Source organism: Mesorhizobium sp. WSM4809 (assembly GCF_055811655.1).
In genome coordinates, this window is sequence record NZ_JBVVQW010000002.1 from 63,474 (window position 1) to 87,601 (window position 24,128).

The 24,128-nt window shown below is 62.8% G+C and carries 21 protein-coding genes; 12 read left to right on the forward strand and 9 right to left on the reverse strand.

Annotated features, from left to right (window positions below):
- Window positions 1-91: 91 nt before the first annotated feature.
- Together AC0L24_RS04795 and AC0L24_RS04800 are read right to left on the reverse strand one after the other, a co-directional pair.
- Window positions 92-487: an acyl-CoA thioesterase gene (locus AC0L24_RS04795; protein ID WP_013530049.1), complete on the reverse strand. Its 396-nt coding sequence runs from the start codon at window positions 485-487 to the stop codon at window positions 92-94.
- A 286-nt stretch (window positions 488-773) separates the two neighbouring features.
- Window positions 774-1,715 carry a phosphoribosylaminoimidazolesuccinocarboxamide synthase gene (locus tag AC0L24_RS04800; RefSeq protein WP_473563499.1) on the reverse strand — a complete coding sequence of 314 codons (942 nt, stop codon included), beginning with the start codon at window positions 1,713-1,715 and terminating at the stop codon, window positions 774-776.
- Window positions 1,716-1,919: 204 nt separating this feature from the next.
- Between AC0L24_RS04800 and AC0L24_RS04805 the strand changes: the two genes are divergently transcribed.
- Genes AC0L24_RS04805 through AC0L24_RS04815 form a run of 3 tightly spaced genes read left to right on the forward strand, consistent with a single transcriptional unit; the run spans window position 1,920 to window position 5,658 of the window.
- Complete coding sequence (locus AC0L24_RS04805; protein WP_473563501.1) at window positions 1,920-3,536, forward strand: GMC family oxidoreductase; 1,617 nt, start codon at window positions 1,920-1,922, stop codon at window positions 3,534-3,536.
- Window positions 3,533-4,744, forward strand: a complete 1,212-nt coding sequence (locus tag AC0L24_RS04810) for a mandelate racemase/muconate lactonizing enzyme family protein (protein ID WP_473563502.1) — start codon at window positions 3,533-3,535, stop codon at window positions 4,742-4,744. Before AC0L24_RS04805 ends, AC0L24_RS04810 begins: the two co-directional genes overlap by 4 nt.
- Entirely contained in the window at window positions 4,741-5,658 is a 918-nt protein-coding gene (locus AC0L24_RS04815) for an NAD(P)-dependent oxidoreductase (RefSeq protein WP_127809555.1), read from the forward strand. Before AC0L24_RS04810 ends, AC0L24_RS04815 begins: the two co-directional genes overlap by 4 nt.
- Before the next feature lie 79 nt (window positions 5,659-5,737).
- On the opposite strand, the gene AC0L24_RS04820 is transcribed toward AC0L24_RS04815, so the two are convergent.
- Window positions 5,738-6,676, reverse strand: a complete 939-nt coding sequence (locus AC0L24_RS04820) for a diacylglycerol/lipid kinase family protein (RefSeq protein WP_473563503.1) — start codon at window positions 6,674-6,676, stop codon at window positions 5,738-5,740.
- Between the two features lie 718 nt (window positions 6,677-7,394).
- On the opposite strand from AC0L24_RS04820, the gene AC0L24_RS04825 reads away from it, so the two are divergent.
- The 3 genes from AC0L24_RS04825 (at window position 7,395) to AC0L24_RS04835 (ending at window position 9,637) form a co-directional block, all read left to right on the forward strand.
- Window positions 7,395-7,829 (forward strand): DUF4383 domain-containing protein, encoded by a 435-nt coding sequence (locus AC0L24_RS04825; protein ID WP_127268292.1) that lies wholly within the window; start codon window positions 7,395-7,397, stop codon window positions 7,827-7,829.
- 6 nt (window positions 7,830-7,835) lie between these two features.
- The gene (locus tag AC0L24_RS04830) at window positions 7,836-8,966 is read left to right on the forward strand and encodes a hypothetical protein (RefSeq protein WP_127809553.1); all 1,131 of its coding nucleotides are present in this window, start codon (window positions 7,836-7,838) and stop codon (window positions 8,964-8,966) included.
- A 149-nt stretch (window positions 8,967-9,115) separates the two neighbouring features.
- Window positions 9,116-9,637 (forward strand): hypothetical protein, encoded by a 522-nt coding sequence (locus AC0L24_RS04835; RefSeq protein WP_013530041.1) that lies wholly within the window; start codon window positions 9,116-9,118, stop codon window positions 9,635-9,637.
- Between the two features lie 27 nt (window positions 9,638-9,664).
- On the opposite strand, the gene AC0L24_RS04840 is transcribed toward AC0L24_RS04835, so the two are convergent.
- The 4 genes from AC0L24_RS04840 to AC0L24_RS04855 form a co-directional block, all read right to left on the reverse strand.
- The gene (locus AC0L24_RS04840) at window positions 9,665-10,195 is read right to left on the reverse strand and encodes a dihydrofolate reductase family protein (RefSeq protein ID WP_127809552.1); all 531 of its coding nucleotides are present in this window, start codon (window positions 10,193-10,195) and stop codon (window positions 9,665-9,667) included.
- A 95-nt stretch (window positions 10,196-10,290) separates the two neighbouring features.
- Window positions 10,291-10,923, reverse strand: a complete 633-nt coding sequence (locus AC0L24_RS04845) for a hypothetical protein (RefSeq protein WP_127809551.1) — start codon at window positions 10,921-10,923, stop codon at window positions 10,291-10,293.
- A 15-nt stretch (window positions 10,924-10,938) separates the two neighbouring features.
- The gene (locus tag AC0L24_RS04850) at window positions 10,939-12,561 is read right to left on the reverse strand and encodes an FAD-binding oxidoreductase (protein ID WP_473563505.1); all 1,623 of its coding nucleotides are present in this window, start codon (window positions 12,559-12,561) and stop codon (window positions 10,939-10,941) included.
- A 232-nt stretch (window positions 12,562-12,793) separates the two neighbouring features.
- Entirely contained in the window at window positions 12,794-13,036 is a 243-nt protein-coding gene (locus AC0L24_RS04855) for a DUF1344 domain-containing protein (RefSeq protein ID WP_013530037.1), read from the reverse strand.
- Between the two features lie 443 nt (window positions 13,037-13,479).
- On the opposite strand from AC0L24_RS04855, the gene AC0L24_RS04860 reads away from it, so the two are divergent.
- Window positions 13,480-13,974 (forward strand): YegJ family protein, encoded by a 495-nt coding sequence (locus AC0L24_RS04860; protein WP_027039359.1) that lies wholly within the window; start codon window positions 13,480-13,482, stop codon window positions 13,972-13,974.
- A gap of 17 nt (window positions 13,975-13,991) precedes the next feature.
- On the opposite strand, the gene AC0L24_RS04865 is transcribed toward AC0L24_RS04860, so the two are convergent.
- Complete coding sequence (locus AC0L24_RS04865) at window positions 13,992-14,942, reverse strand: hypothetical protein (protein WP_245466242.1); 951 nt, start codon at window positions 14,940-14,942, stop codon at window positions 13,992-13,994.
- A gap of 354 nt (window positions 14,943-15,296) precedes the next feature.
- The gene (locus tag AC0L24_RS04870) at window positions 15,297-16,325 is read right to left on the reverse strand and encodes a CapA family protein (protein WP_127809549.1); all 1,029 of its coding nucleotides are present in this window, start codon (window positions 16,323-16,325) and stop codon (window positions 15,297-15,299) included.
- 107 nt (window positions 16,326-16,432) lie between these two features.
- Between AC0L24_RS04870 and AC0L24_RS04875 the strand changes: the two genes are divergently transcribed.
- The 5 genes from AC0L24_RS04875 (at window position 16,433) to AC0L24_RS04895 (ending at window position 24,123) form a co-directional block, all read left to right on the forward strand.
- Window positions 16,433-17,698 (forward strand): hypothetical protein, encoded by a 1,266-nt coding sequence (locus AC0L24_RS04875; RefSeq protein ID WP_127809548.1) that lies wholly within the window; start codon window positions 16,433-16,435, stop codon window positions 17,696-17,698.
- Between the two features lie 436 nt (window positions 17,699-18,134).
- Complete coding sequence (locus tag AC0L24_RS04880) at window positions 18,135-19,757, forward strand: DUF2778 domain-containing protein (protein WP_127809547.1); 1,623 nt, start codon at window positions 18,135-18,137, stop codon at window positions 19,755-19,757.
- A 128-nt stretch (window positions 19,758-19,885) separates the two neighbouring features.
- Window positions 19,886-23,062 carry an excinuclease ABC subunit UvrB gene (uvrB, locus tag AC0L24_RS04885; RefSeq protein ID WP_127809546.1) on the forward strand — a complete coding sequence of 1,059 codons (3,177 nt, stop codon included), beginning with the start codon at window positions 19,886-19,888 and terminating at the stop codon, window positions 23,060-23,062.
- A 62-nt stretch (window positions 23,063-23,124) separates the two neighbouring features.
- Window positions 23,125-23,460: a hypothetical protein gene (locus AC0L24_RS04890; RefSeq protein WP_127809545.1), complete on the forward strand. Its 336-nt coding sequence runs from the start codon at window positions 23,125-23,127 to the stop codon at window positions 23,458-23,460.
- 183 nt (window positions 23,461-23,643) lie between these two features.
- A complete protein-coding gene (locus AC0L24_RS04895) occupies window positions 23,644-24,123 on the forward strand; it encodes a hypothetical protein (RefSeq protein ID WP_164919876.1) in 480 nt (159 codons plus the stop codon).
- Window positions 24,124-24,128: the final 5 nt, after the last annotated feature.

Consider the following 24,128-nt stretch of genomic DNA (forward strand, 5'->3'; position numbering starts at 1 on the left):
TCGGGCTTGGAGGCAACCATCGGATGTCGCGAAACGTGTCTCCCCGGAGAGGCATGTTACAAATGACCAAGCGTGGGAAAAACGGCTCGCGTCAGCCTTCGGCGGGAACCGCTTTCGGCTTGCCTTCGCCATCCAGCGCCACCATGACGAAATCGGCATGGGTGACCTTTTCCATCAGGTCGGAGAGGTAGCGCTGCGCCCAGGCTTCGACCTTGAGCGTCATCGAGGTGCGGCCGACGCGCTCGACATGGGTGTAGATGCACAGCGTGTCGCCGATCTTCATCGGCTTGGCGAAGGACATTTCCTTGACCGCCGCCGTCACCACGCGGCCCTTGGCGCGCTCGGCGGCGCGGATGCCGCAGGCCAGGTCCATCTGCGCCATCACCCAGCCGCCGAAAATGTCGCCCGCCGCATTGGCATCCGAAGGCATGGCCAGAGTGCGCAGCGTCAGATCGCCAAGCGGCCGTCCTTCAGCGTAGTGCACCATGCGAGAAATCCTTGTGAGGTGATGATCATCGATCCGTATCGCCGCTGCAGGACCAGGTCAACGCGCCGCAGCTGCTGTTTCCTGGCCTCCATGGCCATAGGCTAACCCTGGCATTCGCGCGGTTGTGCCTGATTTCCAGCGGCTTCGGGTTTTGGAGGAGGCTTCCCCCACTCCGTCGAGCTTCGCTCGCCTCTCCCCCCTTCGGAGGGAGAGGAAGGCACCAAGCTCGACGGAGTGGGGTCGACTGCGCGGCTTAAGACCAGGCGTTAGCTGAGAGGGGCAACTCTCAAAAATAACCTGCAAGGTTAGCTCTGATGCGGTCCAGCACCGTATCCCCGGAAACATCGGGCACGAATTCCTTGCCCGTGATCGCCTCATAGGCCTGCGCGTAAACCCGCGAAGCCTGTTCGACGATCTCGTCGGGTATCTCTGGAATCGGGTCACTGTAGGGATCGCAGCGCGCCGAGACCCATGAGCGGATGAAATCCTTGTCGAAGCTAACCGGCCGGCTGCCGTCGGCAAGCGCCTGTCCGTAGCTCGACGCGATCCAGTACCGGCTGCTGTCGGGCGTGTGGATTTCGTCGGCAAGAATGATGGTCCCGTCCTTGTCGGTGCCGAATTCATATTTTGTATCGGCCAGGATCAGGCGGTGCTCAGTGGCACGCTGCTGGCCACGGGCGAACAGCCGCAAGGCGTAGTCCGATACGGTATCCCACTGCGCTGGCGTAAGCAGGCCCTGCTCGAGAATCTCCGCTTTGGACAGCGGTTCGTCATGGCCGCCATGCGCGGCCTTGCTGGTCGGCGTGATGATCGCCTCCGCCAGTCTTTCATTGTCGCGCAGGCCGTCCGGCAGGCGGATACCGTACATGTCACGGTCACCGCGCTTGTAGCGCGTCAGGATCGAGGTGCTGGTGGTACCCGCCAGATAACCGCGCACGACGATCTCGACCGGCAGGATGTCGAGCCTTGTGCCGACGACGACGTTCGGGTCGGGGTATTCGAGAACATGGTTCGGGCAGATGTCGGCGGTTTCCTCGAACCAGTAGCGCGCCGTCTGGGTAAGGATCTCGCCCTTGTAGGGGATCGACGTCAGGATGGTGTCGAAGGCACTGAGCCGGTCGGTGGCGATGATGATGCGCCTGCCATCCGCCAAGTCGTAGTTCTCGCGGACCTTGCCGCTGTAATGGCCCGGCAGTTCGGGGATGAACGCGTCAGGGAGGGTCCGCATATGATTTCCTGCCTTCCGCAAGGTGGCCGATCCCATCGCATAAGCTGTCGCCCCGGTGCATATCAAGCGCGATTGTCGGGTATCCCCGCAAACTCGACCAGTTCGGCGGTCGCTTTTTTCACAACTGATGCCGGATGGCGCGGCGACTTGGGAGCGCCGCCGCGTCTAGGCTGCAGCCAATTTTCCGGAGCCGCCCGCATCATCATGCAGACCTATGATTTCATCATCGTCGGCTCCGGCTCGGCCGGCTCGGTCCTGGCCGAAAAACTCTCGGCCTCGGGACGCTTCTCGGTGCTGGTGCTGGAGGCCGGCGGCACAGACCGCCGCTTCTACGTCCAGATGCCGCTCGGCTACGGCAAGACCTTCTTCGATCCCGACGTCAACTGGAACTACAAGGCCGAGCCGGACCCGGGCCTCGCCGGCAATGCCGATCACTGGCCGCGCGGCAAACTGCTCGGCGGTTCGAGCTCGATCAACGCCATGGTCTGGATCAGGGGCGCGCGCGAGGATTTCGATGCCTGGGCAGCCGCCGGCAATCCCGGCTGGGGCTATGACGATCTGCTGCCCACCTTCAAGGCGCTCGAGGACAACCAGGCCGGTGCCGACACATGGCGCGGCACGGGCGGCCCGCTACATGTCACCGACTGTTCTAACGCCGTCCACCCGCTGACCAAGCGCTATCTCGCCGCCGGCCAGCAGGCCGGCCTGCCGCTCAACCCGGATTTCAACGGCGCCGCCCAGGAGGGCGTCGGCATCTACCAGATCTCGACCCGCAATGGCCGCCGCATGTCGGCGGCGCGCGCTTTCCTGCGCCCGGCGATGAAGCGCGGGAATGTCCGCGTCGAGATGAAGGCGCTGGCGACAAAAATCCTGTTCGAGGGCAAGCGTGCCGTCGGCGTCGAATACCAGCAGAACGGCGAGATGAAGACGGCGCGTGCCGGCCGCGAAATCATCCTGTCGGGCGGTTCGGTCAACTCGCCGCAATTGCTGCAGCTGTCCGGCGTCGGCCCTTCCGCGCTACTGAAGGGCCTGGGCATTCCGATCGTCCACGGCAACGAGAATGTCGGCGCGCATCTGCAGGACCATGTCGGCATCAACTACACCTTCAAGGGCAAGCTGCCGACGCTCAACCAGACGCTGCGTCCCTGGTGGGGCAAGCTGCTGGTCGGCATGCTGTACATCCTGACCCGCTCCGGCCCGCTGTCGCTGTCGATGAACAATGCCGGCGGCTTCTTCCGCACCGACCCTACGGCGACGCGGCCCAACATGCAGCTCTATTTCCAGGCCTTCTCGACCGTCATTCCCAAGAGCGGCGAGCGCCCCATCCTGACGCCGGACCCATGGCCGGGCTTTTCCATCGGCCTATCCAACTGCCGCCCGTCGAGCCGTGGCGAGATCATGATCCGCTCGGCCAATCCGCGCGACTACCCCAAGATAACGGCCAATGCCTACTCCACCAATGCCGATGTCGAGGAGATGCTGGCAGCGGTGAAATTCGTGCGCAAGATCGCCTCGATGCCCGCCATGGCCGAGATCATCGAGGAAGAGGTCCTGCCCGGTCCCTCGATCACCTCCGATGCCGATCTGGTCCAGGATTTCCGGAAGCGCTCGGGCACCGTATATCATCCGGTCTCGACCTGCCGCATGGGGCCGGATCCCGCGCGCGCCGTCGTCAACCCGCGCCTCAAGGTGCATGGTCTGGAAGGTTTGCGCGTCATCGATGCCTCGATCTTTCCCGACAACATCACCGGCAACACCAACGCCGCCTCGATCATGACCGGTTGGAAAGGCGCCGAACTGGTTCTGGAGGACCAAGAATGAAGATCACCGACGTCAAGACCTGGGTTGTCGGCAATCCGCCGCCCGGCATCGGCGGCAAGTATTTCATCTTCGTCAAGCTGACCACCGACGGCGGCGTCGTCGGCTATGGCGAGGCCTACAACGCCACCTTCTCGGCCCATGTTACCGCCCGGATGGTCGAGGACATGGCCGAGCGCTATCTCATCGGCCGCGACCCGCACGACATCGAGAATTTCTTCCGCCGCGCCTATTCCTCCGGCTTCACCCAGCGCCCCGATGTGTCCGGCATGGGCTGCTTCTCGGCGCTGGAAATGGCCTGCTGGGACATTATCGGCAAGGAAGCCGACAAGCCGGTCTATAAACTGCTCGGCGGCCAAGTGCACGAAACGCTGCGTTCCTACACCTATCTCTATCCGCACAGCGGCAGCGTCCATTCCGAGGATGTGCACGGCAAGAACGTCTACAACGATCCAGATCTCGCCGCTGCCTGCGCGCTCGAATATGTCGAGCAGGGTTTCAATGCCGTCAAGCTCGACCCCGCCGGCCCCTACACCGCCTTCGACGGTCATCAGCCGCGCCTCGTCGATATCGACCTGTCCACCCGCATGATCAAGGCGATCCGCGAGGCGGTCGGCACCCGCGCCGACATCCTGTTCGGCACGCACGGCCAGTTCACAGCGTCCGGCGCGCTGCGCATGGCGCGCGCCATCGAACCCTACGATCCCTTGTGGTTCGAGGAGCCGGTGCCACCTGATATGCCTGAGGTCATGGCCCAAGTGGCCCGCGCGACCTCGATCCCGATCGCCACCGGCGAGCGGCTGACGACCAAGTTCGAGTTCGCCCGCGTCATCGAGAACCGCGCCGCGACCATCCTGCAGCCGGACCTCGGCCGCTCCGGCGGCATCCTCGAGACCAAGAAGATCGCGGCGATGGCCGAGGCCTACCACATCCAGATCGCACCGCATTGCTATTGCGGACCGATCGTGGGTGCGGCCAACATCCAACTGGCGGTGACGCTGCCCAACTTCCTCATCCTCGAATCGCTGAAGCAGTGGGACGGTTTCCACGCCACGTTGCTGAAGAAAAGGATCGAGTGGCAGGACGGCAATGTCATCCCGTCGAAGGAGCCCGGCCTCGGCGTCGAGCTCAACGAGGCGGTCTGCGAAGCACACCCTTACACGGGCAAGGACCTGCATCTGCAGATGATGCAGACGCCGCTGATGCCGTGAACGAAAGCTACGCCTTTATCGGCCTTGGCCATCTCGGCGGCAACCTTGCCGCCAGCCTGGTCCGCAACGGCTTTGCCGTCACCGTCTTCGACCGCGATCCCGCGGCCGTCGAACGCTTGGTGGCGCTCGGGGCCACAGCGGCAAGCAGCCCCGCCGAGGCCGCCGCACGGGCCGGCAACGCAATCTCCTGCCTGCCCTCTCCGAAGGTGAGCGAAGCCGTGCTGGCGGGCGCCGATGGTCTGCTGGAGGGCCTGCCCGCAGGCGGCACCTGGATCGAGATGTCGACCAACGGCCGCGACGAAATTACCCGCCTCGCCGCCGTCGCCTCGGCCAGGGGCGTCGAGACGCTGGAATGCCCGGTCACCGGTGGCGTGCACCTGGCGGCGGCCGGAAAGATCACGGCGCTGGTCGGCGGCGATCCTGCGCTCTACGAGCGTCATCGACCGGCCATCGAGGCGATGTGCGCAAAATCGTTCCTGATGGGTCCGGTCGGCTCGGCGGCGGTGATCAAGGTGATCACCAACATGCTCGCCTTCATCCATCTCGTTGCCGCCGGCGAAGCGCTGATGCTGGCCAAAAAGGGCGGGCTTGACCTCGCCCAATCCTACCACGCCATATCAGCCTCCTCCGGCAACAGCTTCGTCCACGAGACCGAAAGCCAGCTCATCCTCAACGGCTCCTACGACATCGGCTTCACCATGGACCTGGCGCTGAAGGACCTCGGCTTCGCGCTCGCCATCGGCGAGCAGTCCGGCGTGCCGCTTGAGCTGGCATCGCACGTCAACGCCATTTTTCAGCAAGGCAAGGCCGCCTATGGCGGCGGCGCCTGGTCGACCCAGATCGTCAAACTGTTGGAAGATGCCGTCGGCACCGACCTGCGCGCACCTGGTTTTCCGGCCAAGCTCGAACTCTGACGCCGGCTGGATATCAAACGATTTCAGGGCGTTGGCTGGATCGGCGGATCCATCTGAATCAATCTGTCAACGGCTTGATTCAGTATCTGAGCGTCAATGCACCGGGCAGGATCTCGAAGGTCGCGGGTATGCGTCCCGGCGACTCGCCGTCTATGTCGACCAGCGCGCCGTTCTTCTCTAAATCGCCGAGCGGTTCGACCACCACTTTCCTGCCGCGCAGGATGGTGATCGCAGGATGATTGCGATGCCGGCCGCCATAGAGCAGCCGGATGTCCCAGATCAGCTTCAGCTTGCCGGCCGCGCGCAGGATGACGATGTCGAACTGCCCGTCGGTCAGTTCCGCATCCGGCGCGATCATCATGCCGCCGCCGAAGAACTTTCCGTTTGCCACCGCCACCAGCGCCATGCGCGCTTCGACGGGGACGCCGTCGTCGACCGTTATGCTGACCTCCTGGAAGCGGTAGCGGATGAACTCGACCACGGTGCGCCACAGGAACAGCGCCTTGGCCGACATCCTGCCCTTGCGCTTGTCGGCATTGACGGCGCGGTCAGTGGCGCCGGAAAGCCCCAGGCTGGCGATGTTGATGAAATGCCGGCTGGCCAGCGCGCCGTGATCGTCGACGTAGCAGATGCGTCCGGCATCGACCTTGCGGGGCTTGGCTTCGGCGATCCGCTTCAGCACGGCATCGACCTTTTTCGGCAGACCTAGCCCACGCGCGAAATCGATGCCGGTGCCGCATGGCAAGAGCCCAAGCTCGGTGGTCCGGCCGCTTTCCCTGGCCGCTTGCAGCAGCCCGTCGGCCACTTCGCTGGCGGTGCCGTCGCCGCCGGCCGCGATCACCAGGTCGAAGCCAATCATCGCGAGATCGATTGCCAGCCTTTCGGCGTCGCCTTCCGCTTGCGTCTCGCGCAGTTCGAATTCGCCGAAATGCTTTTTCAGCGACACGGCGACATCAGGCCAATGCCGTTTCAGCCGGCCCCCACCGGCAATCGGGTTGAGAACCACTCCAACTTTCAAGCAATCCTCCCGCAAGGATTCGAGGCGCTCGGCGCCTCGAATCCTTTGCCGGCATTGAAGACCGCACCGGGCGGCAGGGCAAGGCCGAATGTCCGCCGATGACGCCCATCGTGGCGGACAGGAAAATTTCGCTGTCCCAGCTTGATCCCCGATAATCCCGTTATCCACAGGCCTCCGGCCATTCCCCAGGACCCTTACCCGGCGTACGTTAAACCCATCTCAGGCGGCTACCGATCATCAAGCCGAAAGGCGAAGTGAAAGGCGGATTTCCTGAGGCCCGTACGGCCCGAAGCGAGAGCAGGCTTGCCTGTTTCGAGGGACGGAGCCGAGACCTACGGGGCCGCGGAAAGCGTGCCAACGCCTACGGCGGACCGATGCTGCCATGAAGGACGGCAAAAACCTTCGATGGTGCGCAGGGCAAAGCCCGCAAGGGTGGAGACCGGCGTGGTCCCGAACGGACGCTGCTCTCGGGTGGCGGACTGGCAGGACCGTCAAAATCAAGGCCGGCAAGGCGCGACGACTTTACGGAAGTTGCTGCCGCGACCGTGTCCTGATCTGACAGGGAGGCGCTGGGAGAAATCCCGGCGCCGACTGCCTTTTTGCCCCTCGATATCCTTCGCCGGCGATCTCGCGGGCGCCGCTTCACCGCGCGCCAAAATCAGTTAGTATCCCAGCGTCAGAGTCTGTTTTCAGGCGGACTCTTCGAGGGGGACACTTCATGACGCTCATCCAGAAGCTTGCCGTCGCCTATGCCTTCCTGTTCTTCGGCGTCGTCGCCATCGGCTACATACCGGCGTTCAACGACGCCGACGGCAATCTGTTCGGCCTGTTCTCGCTGCAATGGTATGACGACCTGCTGCACGCCTTCTCCGGCGTCTGGGCTCTGGCCGCCGCCTTCATCTCGCACCGCCAGGCGGTGTTCTATTTCAAGCTGTTCGGTTCGGTCTACCTGTTCGACGGCGTGCTCGGGCTGATCACCGGTTCCGGCTGCCTCGATGCCGGTATCTTCATCAACGGCTTCCGCTCCCTCAACGATATCGAATTCCCGGCCCGCTTCTTCGCCAACCTGCCGCACCTCGTCATTGGTGGCTTCGCCGTCTATGTCGGCTTCCGGCTGGCCAGGCGCATACACGAACACTTCGCCACGGCCTGACTGGCCATGTTCCTGTTCCGCTGGCTGAAGCGCATCATCAAGACGATCCTCTGGCTGATCGTCCTTGTCATGCTCATCCCGATCGCCGGGCTGAGCTACGGCTTCCTGACGACGCCGTCGCTCGACAAGACGCCGCTGCCCGGAATTGCCGATGGCGCGCCGCCCAAGGCGCTGGCCGACAAGGTTCGCGCCGAGATCCCAGGCTACCAGCGGCCGGAGGAATCGACCTTCCTCACCTATCCGGAATGGGCGATCGTCTACGCCGCGCGCGAATATGCCGGCTTCGTCGACAAGGACCAGCCGAGCGGCTTCCCCTACTGGTCCTATGTCGGCCGCTTCTGGCAGGACTACGCCATGGTCATCCGCGCCAGTTCTCCCTACAAGTTCAACTACGCCAACCACCAGATGCTGGTCATCATCGGCACCAGCCACTCGATCGAGCATATATTGCAGTGGGCCTATGAGAACACGGTCGGCCGCATCACCGAGGCGACGACGGCAAAGCGCACCGCCGCCGACATCTATCAGGCCAAGGTGGCGGCGGACTATGCAGGGTTTCTCGACCAGGTGCCCTGGTATCAGTTCCCCTATGCCGACAAGCGCGCCGGCCTGTTTGCCGTGCAGCCGGCGCCGGGCGACAGCTCGATCCGGACCAGCGAACGCAAGCTGGCGTTCGGCCTCGCCGACACCATCAAGCAGGGCTATGCCGACCTGATCAAAAAGGCCCTCGCCGCCACGATGGACCCCGCCTTGCTCGACATCCATGTCTGGGCCAAGGGACCCGTCGGCGAAGCCACCCGCAACGAGCCCGACACCTTGCTCGAACGCGACATGGGCGCTGACGGCACCATCTTCGTCACCAGGCGCTATCAGGTCTTCACCGAAATGATCCCGCGCCTGATCGACAAGGGCGTCTCCTTCGTCGAGATCGGCGGCAATGACGAGATCATGGTCACCGTGCTCTCCACCGATACGATCGCCATCCCCGAAGGCATGCGCATCCTGTTCAGCTATCCGCTGCCGGCCGACCCGGCGATGCGCCGCACCGGTATGATCGTCGCCGTGCGCAAGCTGCATCTCGTGCTGCCGGCGCTGATCAAGGCCGGCGCCAGGCTTGAACACGTCTACGACTACTGAGGCCTTTCGGCCACGCCCGGCCAGGATCATGCATTTCCTGCGCTCCGCCACGCCCATTCCACAATCGCGGCCAAATCCCGCCTTGTTCGCGCGCGAAGGAATGGGAAGAAATGAATGGGCTGCCGGGGGCATCTCGAAGGGACAAGACCGTGATCAAGACCGCCCTTGTCGCCATGACCATTGTCGGCTGCGACTGCGACGCCAAGCTTTGCGAATATATCGGCGAGACGCCGGCCAAATGGTCGACCGTCGCCGAGTGCGAAGCGGCGATGAAGAGCCAGATGCTACACGAGCGCAATTTCAATTATCCGCTCGTCTCCGGCATCTGCCGCACGAAGGGTTCGTCGTCCTCCTCGCAACTGGCCGCGACCGCATCGCGCCCGGAACTGAAGCCCGCCAGCCGGGTTGTCAGGACCGAAAGCCCATTGCCGCCTGAATTGAGCCACCGGCCAAGCGTCTCGGTCGGTTCGCCGACGACGGCCATGGAAGCCGATGCCGCCCGGCCCGTCGCCTATGAACAGGTGGTCGATGGCGGAACCGGTGTGCTCTATCGCACCAAGAACGGCTACGCCGTGGTCAAGACCGATCTCGGCCGCGCCGCCTCGGCAACCGCCGACGCCGCGAAACGCTCCGTGAACTGGCTGGCCGGATTGATGCCGAAAGGGCTTTAGGCCCGCCGGCGTTTGACGACCGCGTGATCAGGCAGGCACATAGGTCAACCTGATCACGTCGTCGCCTATCAGATCGCTGGCCACGAAGCGAAGCGGTGGCCGGGGGCCGGCGAAGAATGGCTTGCCCTGACCAAGCACGAACGGGTGGAAATAGAGTTGGTACGCATCGATAAGACCAAGGTCGGTCAGGCTTCGTGCCAGGTCCGGTCCGGAAACTGAAATCTCCCCGACGAGCTCAGCCTTAAGCCCACCTATCACCGCCTCGACGTCGTCCGCGACAAGTGTGGCGTTGGGGCCGACCGACTTCAGCGAGCGCGACACAACCCATTTCGGTTGGTTCCGCCACGCCGCCGCGAATTCGTGCGCCTCCGCGCTCCACTCAGGATGGTCTTCGTCCCAATAGCGCATGACCTCGTACATGCCGCGACCGTAAACACTGCCGCTCAAATTGCGCACTTGCTCCATCCAGTGACGAAAGATTGTCGGGCCTGACGGCATCTTCTGGTGGTCGACGTAACCGTCGAGGGACTGGTTCATTCTGAAAATGAGCTTCGCCATGCTGCAGGATCTCCACATCCGGATCGTTAGAATAACTTGAGCCGCCGTTACGCAAAAGTGTGGATCCCAACCGAAATTCAAACCGGGACACGACCCTAGTCCCGCTGCAACTTGACTTTCAGGCTCTGCCAGAACTTGTCGACCAGCGGCTTTTCGGTCGCTGCATCCTCACCGGCAATGCGGGTGATGAACAGCAGCCCCCGATCGGCAAGACCGACGCCGACGATCTCGAAATCGGCGGTGTCGGTGCGTGTCTTCACCTCGGCGTGGATGCCGGTCAATTCCTTGCCGTCGGCGAGTTTGCGCGTGGTCGGCTCCTGCGTCAGCGTGGCGCCGGCCTGCACCGATTCCTTGGTCATCTCCTGCAGCATCAGCTGGTTGAGCGACACCGGATTCATCGCGCCATATTCCTGCACCACGACGATCGTGCCGAGAGCCGACGCCATCAGATACTGCGTGATATCATCGCCGATGTCGGTCTTGGTCACCGAAATGTTGCTGGGGTGAACGAAGGAGAAGACGCTGCCGGAAAAGGTGGCGAAGTCGTTGCGCTCGAGCGTCACCTTGCTCCGCTTGCCGCCAGGCAGGGTCACGTCTGCGCTCTCGCCGGGATCGATATCGACCGTCACACCATCGATGGTCAGCTTGAAGGCCTTGAGATCCTCGGCTCCGGCAGGGCCAGCGCACAGCGCGATGAGGATGAGTGCCGCGGCTGATACCTTGCGCATGAAGTCTCCTAAAGTCTACGCCACCCCGCTCAGCGCCTTGATGGCACGGTAGAAGGTCGAGGAAAACAGTTCCGTCGGGTCATACTGCCGCTTCGCCGCCAGGAAGGCCGGCAGTTCGGGATAGGAGGCCAGCAATTCCCTGGCCGTGTAATGCAGCTGGTAAGGCAGGAAGAAGCGCCCGCCATGCTTGATCGTCACGTCGATCAGCGCCCGCGTCAGCGCCCGCATCCTGGCATTGCCGTCGGCATCGGTCGGCTGGTTGATGTAGAGCACCAGCGAATAGGCCGGCTCCGGCGCGTAGGTCAGCGCCACATCCTCCTTGTGGACGATGCGCACCGAAGCATTGAGCACCGGCAGCGTCTGGTTGCGCAGGATCTCGCGCGCTTCCGCGATGAATTCGACATAGGCGGCACGTGGAATAAAATATTCGTGCAGGATGTCGGTTTCCTCCATCCGATCGTTGAAGAGATAGGGCACCGAATCGTGCATCGGGTTGTTGCGGGTGACGAGACAAGCCTCGCCCTCGGCCATGGCTGAGGTGCGCGCCACCGTGCAGCTTTCGAATTTCGGCTCCAGGGTCTTTTCGGTGAACCACTTCAACTCCTGGAACAGGCTGCCCCATTTCGCCAGGTTGATGATCACCCGCTTCAACCCGACTGAACCCGGCTCGCCGATCTCAGGCTGATCCGCCGGCGGCTGCTCCGCCACCTTGTCATAACGGTAGACGATCATGTCCTCGAGGAAATTGCCGGGCGCCGTCGACAGATGACCGTAGAACAGGCCGATCTCCTTGTTCGGCTCCAGCACCTCGGCGAAGAATTTCGGAAAATCGTCCGATCTGATGATTTCGCGCGAGGTCCGGTAGACGACGTTGTCGACGACATCGAGCGTCGCCTCCAGCACCACGCCGAACAGGCCGTAGCCGCCCACGACGTGCCGGAACAGATCGGTGTTCTCGGTCGGCGAGCAGGTGGTCACCGAGCCGTCAGCCAGCATCACTCGCATCGAGCGGATCGAGCCCGCCACCGAGCCTGCCTGGTGGTCCATTCCGTGCGCATTGACCGACAGTGAGCCGCCGACCGAGAAGATGTCGGTCGACTGCATCGCCTTCACCGCTAAGCGCGGATGCAGAAGGTTCTGGATGTCGTGCCAGCGCGCGCCCGGCTGCAAGGTCATGGTCTTGGCCGCCGCATCGACGGTGACTTTGTTGAACTTTCTGAGGTCGAGCACCAGCGCGTTGTCGTCGAAGGCATGCCCGCCCATCGAATGGCGGATGGCGGCCAGTGAGACTTTCAGGCCATTGGCACGCGCGAAGGCCAGCGCATTGCCGATGTGCTCGTCCTCGCTGATCTCGACGACGCCGTAAACCGGCGTCATCGACAGGCCGCTGGCATCGTTGATGTCGCCGCCTTTTGCCGACCAGGGCAGCGACGCGTCGAAGGCCGGCGCATTGTCCAGCGGCTTCAGAGGCAGCGCGAAGCCGTCTATATCGGCTATCCGTCCTGCGTTCTTCGGCCCCGAAGGCGCGCGCGCCAGCCGCGCCACCGTGTTGCCGCCCCACAGCACCGCGCCGCCGACGACAGCCGCACCCAGCAGCAACCGCCGCGACAGGCGAAACCCTTTTTGTTCGTCGGCCATGATATCCCCCGTTGGCCAAGGGATAGCGCGGCTTTTTGGCAAAAACCATAGCGATGCCGCCGGACAGCATTCCGCCGGCCGGCCCTGGGGTCCAGCCGGAAGACCTTATCCAGGTCGCCCGGCATCGAGAGCCGACGGATGAAAATGGCCGATCCCCGGAGGGACCGGCCATGAGTGGAACAGGGCTTGTAAAATCCGGTCAGCAGGTCTGCCGACGCACGATGTTCTCGCCTTACGAGGCCTTCTTGATCGACGTCACGATGCCGGTCTTGTCATCGACAGTCACAGCCACCTTGGCGCCGACCTTCAGTTTCCCGATCGTCGCCTCCGGCGACAGCTGGTAGATCTTGCCGTCGTCGAGGGTGATCGACTTGGTCGTCGGGTCGACGGCCTGGATGGTGCCCTGAACGGTCGCGGCATAGGCGGTGCCGAGGAAGGCGAGCAGAGCGGCGGTGGTTGCGAGGGTCTTCTTCATTGGTAAGCACTCCGTGCTGTTTCACTTTCCGGACCGCCGCCTTGGGAAACGACAGCACCGGACGGCTTGAAACTGGAACGGAAAGCGCTCCCTCCGCAAATCACGTTGGGTGAATTTTCGCAAACAATATCATAGGCTTAATTCCGACATATTGTCTGCGGCCAAGATTATTTCAGGCCGCTTCGGCTCCCCCAATGGCGCACTTCTGTCCACGAAAAGAGTCGTTTAGCCTAGATGTGGCGGGCGGTTTCGATCACGGCGCGGCCGCCGCAATCCGTCTCGGGCGGCATCACGAAACAGACTGCCGACCGGTCTTCGGTACACATTTTGTTTCATGGATCAGTTCAAAACCGCCACTCCAAAGCGGATCAGAACTCGCGCTCCGGTTGCAAATCGGGAACGGATGCAGGATGGTGCGTCGTTACGATGAAGGGGGGCCTTCCATGAAGCTTGCAGTCCGGGCCATGATATCCCTGATGCTCGCGCTTGCTCCGGGATCGGCCGGCGCACAAGGCGCGGATTCGGGCGACGACAAAACGGTTATGTTTGCCAGGGACGATCCCGAGATGGCGGTAGCGACTGCGAAGGCGCATGCCAGCTTGGATGAGTTCCTGGCCCTGGCCGAAGCACCGCCCTCGGGCACGGACAGGTTCAAATTGAAGGTCGAGGTGCGCGATGGGAATGTCCGCGAGCACTTCTGGGTCATCCCGTTCCGCCGCACGGAAACCGGCTTCGTCGGCATATTGGCAAACCAGCCGGAGGCAGTGCGCAATGTCGTCCTCGGCCAGAATATAGAATTCACCAGGGACGATGTTTCCGACTGGGGATACAGACGCGACGGGCGGCAAGTCGGCAGCTTCACCGTCTGTGTGATGTTCAAGAGAATGTCAAAGGATGAAGCGGACTATATGCGTGACAACTCCGGTTACGATTGTTGATCGTATGCTCGGCCGGACTAGCTTGCCTCGTCCCTCCCGCCGATCTTTCGCACCAGCGCCGCCGTCGCCAGCATCGCGCCCATGTCCGATATCATCGGCGCGACATGCCTGCTGTAGTCGAGCGGCACCGAAATATCCGGCAGTTCGAAGAAGTTCTTCGTCTGCGGCAGCAGCAGGAACCCATCGCTGCCATTGAGCGCGACACGGGCCGGATCGTCGGGCCAGGTTTCGCCAAGCCATTTCAGCGCCTGCGCCAGCCGGCCGCTCACCAGTGGCTGTGCCGCTCCGAGATTGTCGGTGCGGAACTCGTAGGCGGCATCGAGCAAAGCATCGCCACTGGACAGCTCCTGCAGCTTGCTGGCGAATATGCCGCGAAAGAAGCTGATGACCGCGTTGGTCCGGCGCGTCGCCACCAATATGCCGGGGAACGGCGCGATGGTCTCGAAGGCGACGATGACGCCCTGGAAAGCGGTCGACGAGCCCTTGCCCGACCCTTCCCGCAGATGCGCCTCGTAGAGTTCGAACGGAAACCCTTCGTAGCGGCCCGCGACGATGTCGTCGAACGCCTGGCGGTTGAACGGACCAACCGCCGTGCGCGGCAACCGGTCGAAGGAATTCGGCGTCACGCCATGCTGGTAGCGCATGTCGGCGATGAAGCCGAAGATGATCGGCAGCAGCGTCTCGCGGAACGATTGCTGCAGCCGCGTCGCCGGTTTCCTGGCCTGGAAATAGAGCAGGATCGAAGCCGCGAAGCCGATCACATAGAGAAATACATGCGGCGTCGAGACCCATTGCTCGTTGGGGTCGGCGACCTTGTTGAACAGCCACGCGACCAGCACCACGGCCACCAGCACCAGCCCCACGAACACCGGCACCCGCCAGCGCACCTGCCGGACCGCCGAAGCCCTCGCCGCTTCATAGGCCTCGATGTCTTTCCGGATGCCGGCGATGACCGTTTCGCTCGGCATGAAATCCGCTGTTTCCACCGCTACCCCCGCAAGCCTCGACAAATTCATGATAGCTGGTTTTGTTCGATGTATCGACTGCAGTGCCTCTTCAACAAATGTCCGCGCCTGATTACCACGTGGTTCCCCCAATCCGTCGCTGCTTCGCAGCGCCACCTTCCCCCCTCCGGAGGGAAAGGAAAGGAGCGTTGCTGGACGAGCGCTGACGGCAAAAGCTTGGCGCCTTTCCTCTACCCCGTCGATCGGGGGAGAGGTGGCTCGGCGAAGCCGAGACGGAGTGGGGGTCGACCAGCGCCGCAAAAGACAATGCATGCGCCAGCCATGGACCCCATAGGCAACGTCTCGTCACTTGCAGCACTAAGGAAAGACCGCTTTCAGTCGCCCCTCGACCTTGTCACGCACTCGGCCCTCCAATGCCTCCACCACCACCAGCCGCTCACGGTCGCCGGCGCGCAGGCGCATGAAGGGATGCATTTGGTAAGATGCGATCGTGCCGCGCGTACCGGCATCGGCACTGACTTCGACAATGAGGATAGAACCGATGCGACCGGGCCATGGCTGGCGGGCGAAGGCGGTGCCGAGGAAATCGCCGAGCCCATAAGCGACCACCGTCTTGTGGATCCTTTCCACCGGCTGCACGACATGGGCGTGATGGCCGGCGATCAGTCCGACGCCCTGCCCGGCCAGCCGCCTGGCCAGAACTCGCGTCTCGTCGCGGGGAAAATGCCGGAACTCCCAGTCCCAATGCGGCACGGCGCAGAGTAGGTCGAAACCATCGCGCGGCCAGCCAGCCTGATCGCTGTCCATCGACACCCGCCCGGAGAACAGGTTCTCATCGGCGTTGCGCCACAGCGTGAAGGCTGCGAAGCCGATATCAACCGATCCAACCTGCACCGGCACAACCGGACCGTCGGCGGCCAGGCCGATCGTGCGGATGCCGAGCCGCAGCAACGCCGCGACCGTCTCGTCGAAACCGGCGACGCCCTGATCGAGCACATGGTTGTTGGCCAGCGACAGCACGAGCCTTTCTCGCGCAATACCAACCGCCGCCAAGGCCTCGGCCAGAAACAACTCGCTCATCGCATGATGCGTGCCGAGCCTTGTGCCCAGCGCCGCGCTTGGTCTATCCACCACAGGGCTTTCGCAATTGCCGATCACCAGATCGGCGCCGCCAAGCAGTGCCTTGATCGCCGGATCGCAGTCCGGCGCACCGCGATTGGCCACCGCCGAGATGTCGCCGACGAACGCCAGCCGCATTGTCCGCCTTGGCGCTGAATCTATCAGCGTTTCCGCCATGGGCGCAAAGTCTTGCGCGTCGCCGGCCAGCGATGGCTTGAGGAAACGCGGCAGCCAGGACAGCTTGTAGGAAAGCGGATAGTTCGACACGCGATGCCCAATTGTTTGCCCTGTGTAAACCGTCCTCGCGGCGGGTTGAAGCGCAGCGTTGCAAATGGTGTATATTTGCGCGGCGCGACAAATATTGGGGGGAAAAGATGACACGACTGGCAGGCCTGCTGACATCCGCTTTCATTTTGCTCCTGCCGCTGTCTTCCGCGTCGGCGGCAATGCCCGAAGCGGCCACCCGACTGTTCGAGGCGAAGAGCGTGGCCGCGCGCGACGCTGCCCTGTCTATGCTGGAGACCGCCGCGCCAAAAGACCCGGCGTCCGCCTATGCGGCCGGGGCGGGCGAGTTCTTCACCGCACTGGAGATCCTGGCTACCGGCCTGCACCGTCATGGTTTCGAAAGCCCGCAATCCTTCATGCTGCCGCTGATGCGGTTGCCGGTGCCCGATAATCCCAATCCCGAGCCGCTGACTTACGAGCAGTTCCGCGCCATCCTGGTCGGCTTCCGCGACCGGCTGGAGAAATCCGCGGCAACGTTTGCGTCGGTGCCGCCCGATGCCGATATCGGCATGGTCATCGATCTCACCCGTCCGGGCATCGACCTCAACGAGGACGGCACCATCGCGCCGGACGAGAGCATGGCGGCGATCATTGCCGGGTTGTCACGCGGCGGCATTACATCGGACGACGCCGTTCCCACGCTCACCTTCCGTTTCGACCGCGCCGACGGATACTGGCTGCAGGGCTATGCCGAGTTCCTGATGGCGCAGGCCGATTTCTGGCTTGCGCATGATTTCAGGAGCACCTTCGACGGCTCGTTCCACATGCTGTTCCCGCGCGCCAAATTGCCGTTGCAGGATATTCTGGTGCCGCCGGCCGGCGACATGGGCTCGAGCATCTTCTCGTCGGAATGGCGCATCGCCGATTTCATCTCGATGGTGCATCTCGTCAACTGGCCGGTGGTCGAACCGGAGCGCCGGCAAGCGGCGCGCCGCCATTTGCTGGAAATGATCCGGCTGTCGCGTGAGGACTGGAAGGCGATCCGTGCCGAGACCGACAATGACCGCGAATGGCTGCCTGGACCGCAGCAGAAGGGCGAGAACCCACTCACCGGCCTCGAAGTCGGCGAGGAGCAGGTTCAGGCCTGGCTCGCCGCCCTGACCATGGCCGAGGATCTCCTGGAAGGCCGCAAGCTGCTGCCGCATTTCCGCGTCACCGCCGGCACAGGCCTAGGCATCAACATGAAGCGCTTCTTCGATGACCCGAAAAACTTCGATCTGGTGCTGTCGATCACCGGCCCGGCCATCGCGCCCTACCTCGAAAGCGGCGAACTCGTGACCAGCGACGATTTCGACCAGATCCAGCGCCAGTTCGGCGGCGGCGGGTTTTTGACGTTTGCGCTCTGGTTCAACTGAGGACGGGCTGCTTCAGGCCCTTCCGCAGGGGAAATCTTGGCAAGACCGCCAACATTTTTACTGGAAGCAGGCGCCTTTCCCAGGCGATGTCTGCTGGCAGTCACCTCACTGCAGATGCCGCGCGAAGGCGCTTCGCAAAAATTAGCAGCGGCTGTTTTGCTTGACTCGGCCGCCAAAAACAGGCAGCAAAACCAGGTCGGAAGGGCGACAACACCACTTTCCTGGCCGTGGACGAAGCCAAATTTGGCCCAAATCCACATCTCGTCGTTGGTTTTGAGAGGAATTGATTAACCAACTTTGTCCATATTTTGAAGCAATCGGCAACCAACTACAGACGCGGCAAACGCGTCGGGGACCACCTGGGATCACTCACAGAATGGTCGTCGCGGCTCTCAAGGCCACGTACGGGGAAACCGATTGAAGCGAGATTGGTTGCATGGCGTTGTTGAGTACACACAAAAAGAACCGGGGACAGCATGAGGGCGGCGAGTTCGTCGATGCTCCGCGTTCCTCTTCCTTCAACGCTGGCCGGGTGGCCCGCTGGGTCGCGCTGCCTTGCGTCAGCACTGCCATCGGCCTTTGGTTGATCGGCACCATGGCCGGCCTCAGTTCCGTCGGCGCCTCGCTGTCGGCGACTTCGGTTGGCCTGCCCCAGACGCTGTCCATGCCGGGATCGCTCGCACTTACCGATCCGCTGAAACAGCACTTCTTGAAAGCCCCCTTCGTGCTGGCCAATGCCAATGGCGGCACTCAGGCCCTGCATGATCATTCAGTGCAGTGCGGCGCCAGCTGTTTCAAGCTGGCCAGGGTAAGCTCGCAGGCGGAAAAATCCGAACGCCTTGTGGCGCAGGCAAAGCCGACGCCCGCCGCCGTGAAGTCGAAGGCGCAGGAGCGCTTTGAACGCATGGAAGCGTCGCTTTCGCCGATGAAGCTGGCCGCTGCCTTTGCCGACGCCGGAAAGCCTGTCCCCAGTGCCAACACCCGCCCGGTGATCTCCACCGTCGCACCGCGAATTGCCGAGGCGTCGCTGGTGCCGTCCGTCCAGGTGACGGCCAGCCTGTCCGATAACATGCCAGTTCCGGCAGCCGAACGTTTCGCCCGGCTGGATACTGGTTCGGTGGTCGTGCAGACCGCACCGCAGCCGATGGGCTTTGCCCAATCCGATACGCCGGACAATTCGCAGTTGGCGCTTGCCCTCGTGCAGTCGCTGCCGGTCGACGCCGAGGCGTTTGCCTCACCGCTGCCGATCGAGGAATCGTCAGCCGATGTCGCGGTGTCACCCGTCGAAACCCAGCAGGACCAACCCGGCGATGCCGCCTCGCTGCCGGACGCGCTGACCGACGACGTGCCGTTGCCGACCCGCCGCCCGCAATTTGACGCGCCGCAGCCCAAAATCGTCCAGCAAGAGCCTAAGTCCGTCCAGCAGCCCAAATCTGTTCAGCAGCCCAAGCCCGTCCAGCAGCCGAAGCCGGCACGCGAGACGGTCCAGCAGGCTCAGCCGGCAAAACCGACGCGGCAAGGCCGGCCGGCCGACGGCGGTGACGTTTTGGCCTATGCCAAGCCCGACACGCCTTCGGGCGGCCTTGGCAAGGCGTTCAGGAACCTGTTCAACTCGCCGGGATCCAGAAGCGGAGCCGGAAATGGCGTCGCCGTCTACGATATCAGCGCCGGCACCGTCTACATGCCTGACGGCTCGAAGCTCGAGGCGCATTCTGGCATCGGCGCCATGACGGACCAGCCGCGCTATGCCAACCAGAAGAACCGCGGGCCGACACCGCCCAACACCTATAATCTGTCGCTGCGCGAGTCGCGCTTTCATGGTGTGGAGGCCTTGCGCCTGACGCCGGTCGATGGCCGCAACAAATACAATCGCGACGGGTTTCTGGCCCATACGTATCTGCTTCGGGGCCGCTACGCCCAGTCGAGCGGCTGCGTCGCCTTCAAGGATTATGCGCGTTTCCTCGCCGCCTTCAAGAAGGGCAAGATCAAACGCCTCGTCGTGGTGCCGCGCCTGAACGGGTCGGCGACGCAGGTCGCATCAGCCGCCAGGGGCGTGTAGCGATAAGAGGCTTTCGGGCGTACCTTCCCGCCTGCTCCTGACAGCCTGCTGTCAGGAGCAGCGCTGTCCGGCACGCCTCTCCCCACCGCGCTCTTTCCATTTTGGCCAGGAAATCCCATATTCGGGACATGGCCAAATCTCCCGATCAGAAAACGCCGCCGACGGCGAATGACGACCGCGCCGCGCCGAAGCGGCGCAGCCCGCTGACCGATTTCCTGGACGCTTCGGAACCGCTGCACAGAGGCGGCTTCGCCGAGATGCCGCAGCCGGAGCTCTCTGGCACGCCGCTGACCGGTTCGATCGCGGACTGGGCCGAGCAGATCGAGGAGGAAGCCGAAAAGGAAGGACGTCTTGCCGGCAAGGGCGACGGCGGCAAATCGCCGAAGCCGTCGAAGAAGATACCCGAGCGCTCAAGCTCGCCCGGACGCAGTTCGCGCGGCACCTCGATGGGTGGCGCGGCGTCAGCCAGGGAGCGCACGGCAGCGGGCCTCAACCCGGTCGCGGGTCTCGACATTTCGCTGGAAGACGCCGAGACCATGGCTTCGGGCAGCGTCACCGCGACGGTGGCGGCACTGTCGGCGTTGATCGAATCCGGCAATCCGCTGCACAAGGACGGTGTGCTGTGGACGCCGCATCGCCCCGCCCGCCCGGAAAAATCCGAAGGTGGCATTGCCATCAAGATGGTTTCGGATTTCGAGCCGGCCGGCGATCAGCCGACCGCGATCAAGGATCTGGTCGAAGGCGTCGACAACAACGACCGGACCCAGGTGCTGCTCGGCGTCACCGGCTCCGGAAAAACCTTCACCATGGCCAAGGTGATCGAGGAGACGCAGCGCCCTGCCTTGATCCTGGCGCCGAACAAGACGCTGGCGGCGCAGCTCTATTCCGAGTTCAAGAAATTCTTCCCGGAAAACGCCGTCGAGTATTTCGTCTCCTACTACGACTATTACCAGCCGGAAGCCTACGTCCCGCGCACCGACACCTTCATCGAGAAGGAATCCTCGATCAACGAGCAGATCGACCGCATGCGCCATTCGGCGACGCGTTCGCTGCTCGAGCGCGACGACGTCATCATCGTCGCCTCGGTGTCCTGCATCTACGGTATCGGCTCGGTCGAAACCTATACGGCGATGACCTTCCAGATGCAGATCGGCGACCGGCTCGACCAGCGCGCGCTGCTCGCCGATCTCGTCGCCCAGCAGTACAAGCGCCAGGACATCAATTTCGTTCGCGGCTCGTTCCGGGTGCGCGGCGACACGATCGAGATCTTCCCGGCCCACCTGGAAGACCGCGCCTGGCGCATCTCGATGTTCGGCGACGAGATCGAGCAGATCACCGAGTTCGACCCGCTGACCGGCCAGAAGACCGGCGAGCTGAAAAGCGTCAAGATCTACGCCAATTCGCACTATGTGACGCCGCGCCCGACGCTGAACCAGGCGATCAAGTCGATCAAGGAAGAGCTCAAGCACCGGCTGGTCGAACTCGAGCGGGCCGGCCGCCTGCTTGAGGCGCAGCGGCTGGAACAGCGCTGCCGCTTCGACCTCGAGATGCTGGAAGCCACCGGCTCCTGCGCCGGCATCGAGAACTATTCGCGCTATCTCACCGGCCGCCAGCCGGGTGATCCGCCGCCGACGCTGTTCGAGTACATTCCCGACAACGCGCTGGTCTTCATCGATGAAAGCCATGTCACCGTGCCGCAGATCGGCGGCATGTATCGCGGCGACTTTCGCCGCAAGGCGACACTGGCCGAATACGGCTTCCGTCTGCCGTCCTGCATGGACAACCGGCCGCTGCGCTTCGAGGAATGGGATGCCATGCGTCCGCTTTCGGTCGCCGTCTCGGCGACCCCTGGCGGCTGGGAGATGGAGCAGGCCGGCGGCGTCTTCGCCGAGCAGGTCATCCGCCCGACCGGCCTGATCGATCCGCCGGTCGAGGTTCGCCCGGCCAAGACCCAGGTCGACGATGTCGTCGGCGAAATCCGTGACACCACCAAGGCCGGCTACCGCACGCTGGTGACGGTGCTGACCAAGCGCATGGCCGAGGATTTGACCGAATATCTGCATGAGCAAGGCATCCGCGTGCGCTACATGCACTCGGACATCGACACGCTGGAACGCATCGAGATCCTGCGCGATCTGCGCCTCGGCGCCTTCGACGTGCTGGTCGGCATCAACCTGCTGCGCGAAGGCCTCGACATTCCCGAATGCGGCTTCGTCGCCATTCTCGACGCCGACAAGGAAGGTTTCCTGCGCTCGGAAACCTCGCTGATCCAGACCATCGGCCGCGCCGCCAGAAACGTCGACGGCAAGGTCATCCTCTATGCCGACCAGGTGACCGGCTCGATGGAACGGGCGATGGCCGAAACCAACCGCCGCCGCGAAAAGCAGGTGGAGTGGAACGAGGCCAACGGCATCACCCCGGAATCGGTCAAATCGCGCATCTCCGACATCCTGGATTCGGTCTACGAGAAGGACCACGTCCGCGCCGACATCTCGCAGTTCACCGACAGTGCCGGCGCCATGATGGGCAACAACCTCAAGGCCCATCTCGACGCGATGGAAAAGCAGATGCGCGATGCCGCAGCCAATCTCGACTTCGAAAAGGCGGCTCGCATCCGCGACGAGATCAAGCGTCTGCGAGAGATAGAATTGTCCATCTCCGAAGACCCACTGGCCAAATACGCCGATATGGAAAGTCCTGCCTCAGGCCGCGAAAAGGGCAAGCACAACAAGGGCGTGGCCAAACATCGGACAGCAGAGGAACAGGAGCGTTTCCGCAAGCTCGACGCGGCGCGTGCCGCAGAAGAGGCGGCCAAGGCTGCCCGGCCCAACCTCTTCCGCAAGCCTGATCTCGACGAGATGGGCGCCGACGGCGCCGTACCGGTGAAGAAGCCGCTGTTTTCGAAACCCTCGATCGACGATATGGGCCCGGGCACCGACATGCCGACGCCGGCCGGCGCGGTGTCACGCTCGCTGTTCAAGAAACAGTCGGCCGAAGAGGCGCATGGCTCCGATTTCGGCATTCCCGGCGACGTCACCAAGCCACTGTTCAAGAAGAACTCGCTCGATGAGATGACCGTGCGGCGCACGGAAAAGCCGGTCGAGGGAAAAGTGCCTGCCAAGCCCCAGCCAATCTCCCCCCAAGTGGGGGAGATGCCCGGCAGGGCAGAGGGGCGCGCGAAGGAACGCGACGATTCCGCCAAACCGGTTGTTCGTCAGCGCGCCGGCATCGGTTCTTACGAAGACCTAGGCGACGCCCGCCGTGAAAAACGCCGGCCGGGCAAGACGGGACGGCCGGGGAAGTAGGAGCTGCAGCTTCGAGTCTGCGATTGGTTGCGGATTTCAGATGCCGCCGCTTAGAATAGGTGATGGTCGTCGTTCGCAGACTTGATGAAGAAGAGTTCAAGGCTTGCTTTGCCGAGCTGATGACGAATATCACCGCGACGGCGAATGCTGTCGTAGACATATGGCCCTATGTCGACGCGTTAAATCTGGACGAAGTCGGCGTGCCCTATTTGAACGACGTCCATTATGTTTACCGAGATGCCCAAAATCGGTTCGATCAAGTTTTGATTGGCACCGGCAGGTTCAACGCCCTTCTCGTGATCGTCATCGATCTCGGCACAAGCGCGGTGTTCGGGCATTTCCTACTCGATCTCAACAAAGAATATGGACTAAGCGGCGGTTACTTGAGACCTGTCTGATCCGGCCCATTGACCTGTGAAGCTCAATTAATCCGCTGGGCCCAATCAGCTTGGTAGCACAATGGTCAGGGCAGGCGGAATATGCTCCCGCGACGGGATATCCAGCCAACCAAGGTTTGATCGATGCGACAGCGAGGCAAACTCCATATCCTCCCCCTAATCTTAGGCAGCAAGGACACGCCTTTGCGGGCCGGAGCTGATCTCGGTCGGGTCCAGAAACATCTTGGCTTTCCTAAATGGCTATATGTCTATCAGGATCAGCCGTGCGGCTTTCTTCTAGGTTATGGCGATCTGGAAATCGACATTTTGACCAGGCGCAATCGAGCACGCGTCCATCGCATCAGCATCAAACTTTGGCACATGCCTGATGTCCCCAAGCCTTTGCCTTTGAAATGGAGCGGCAACAGCCAAATCGATCTCGATGGCTTTGGCCCGGCAATGACGATTTCGGCCGCCAGGACGCTCCTCGCAGGTCTAGGACTGCAAGCCGAGGAATATAAGGTGGAAAGCGTATCTGAAACTGTCCGCCGGCTCGTGCTCCCCCACGCCGAGCTTCATTTCTTCAAGGGACCGGAAGAACCGATCCTGATGGAGTTTCACTTCCTGACACCGCAGGAAATCCAGCGAACTAAGGGTGACTGGGTAATCCGCCCGCGAGATTAAGGCCT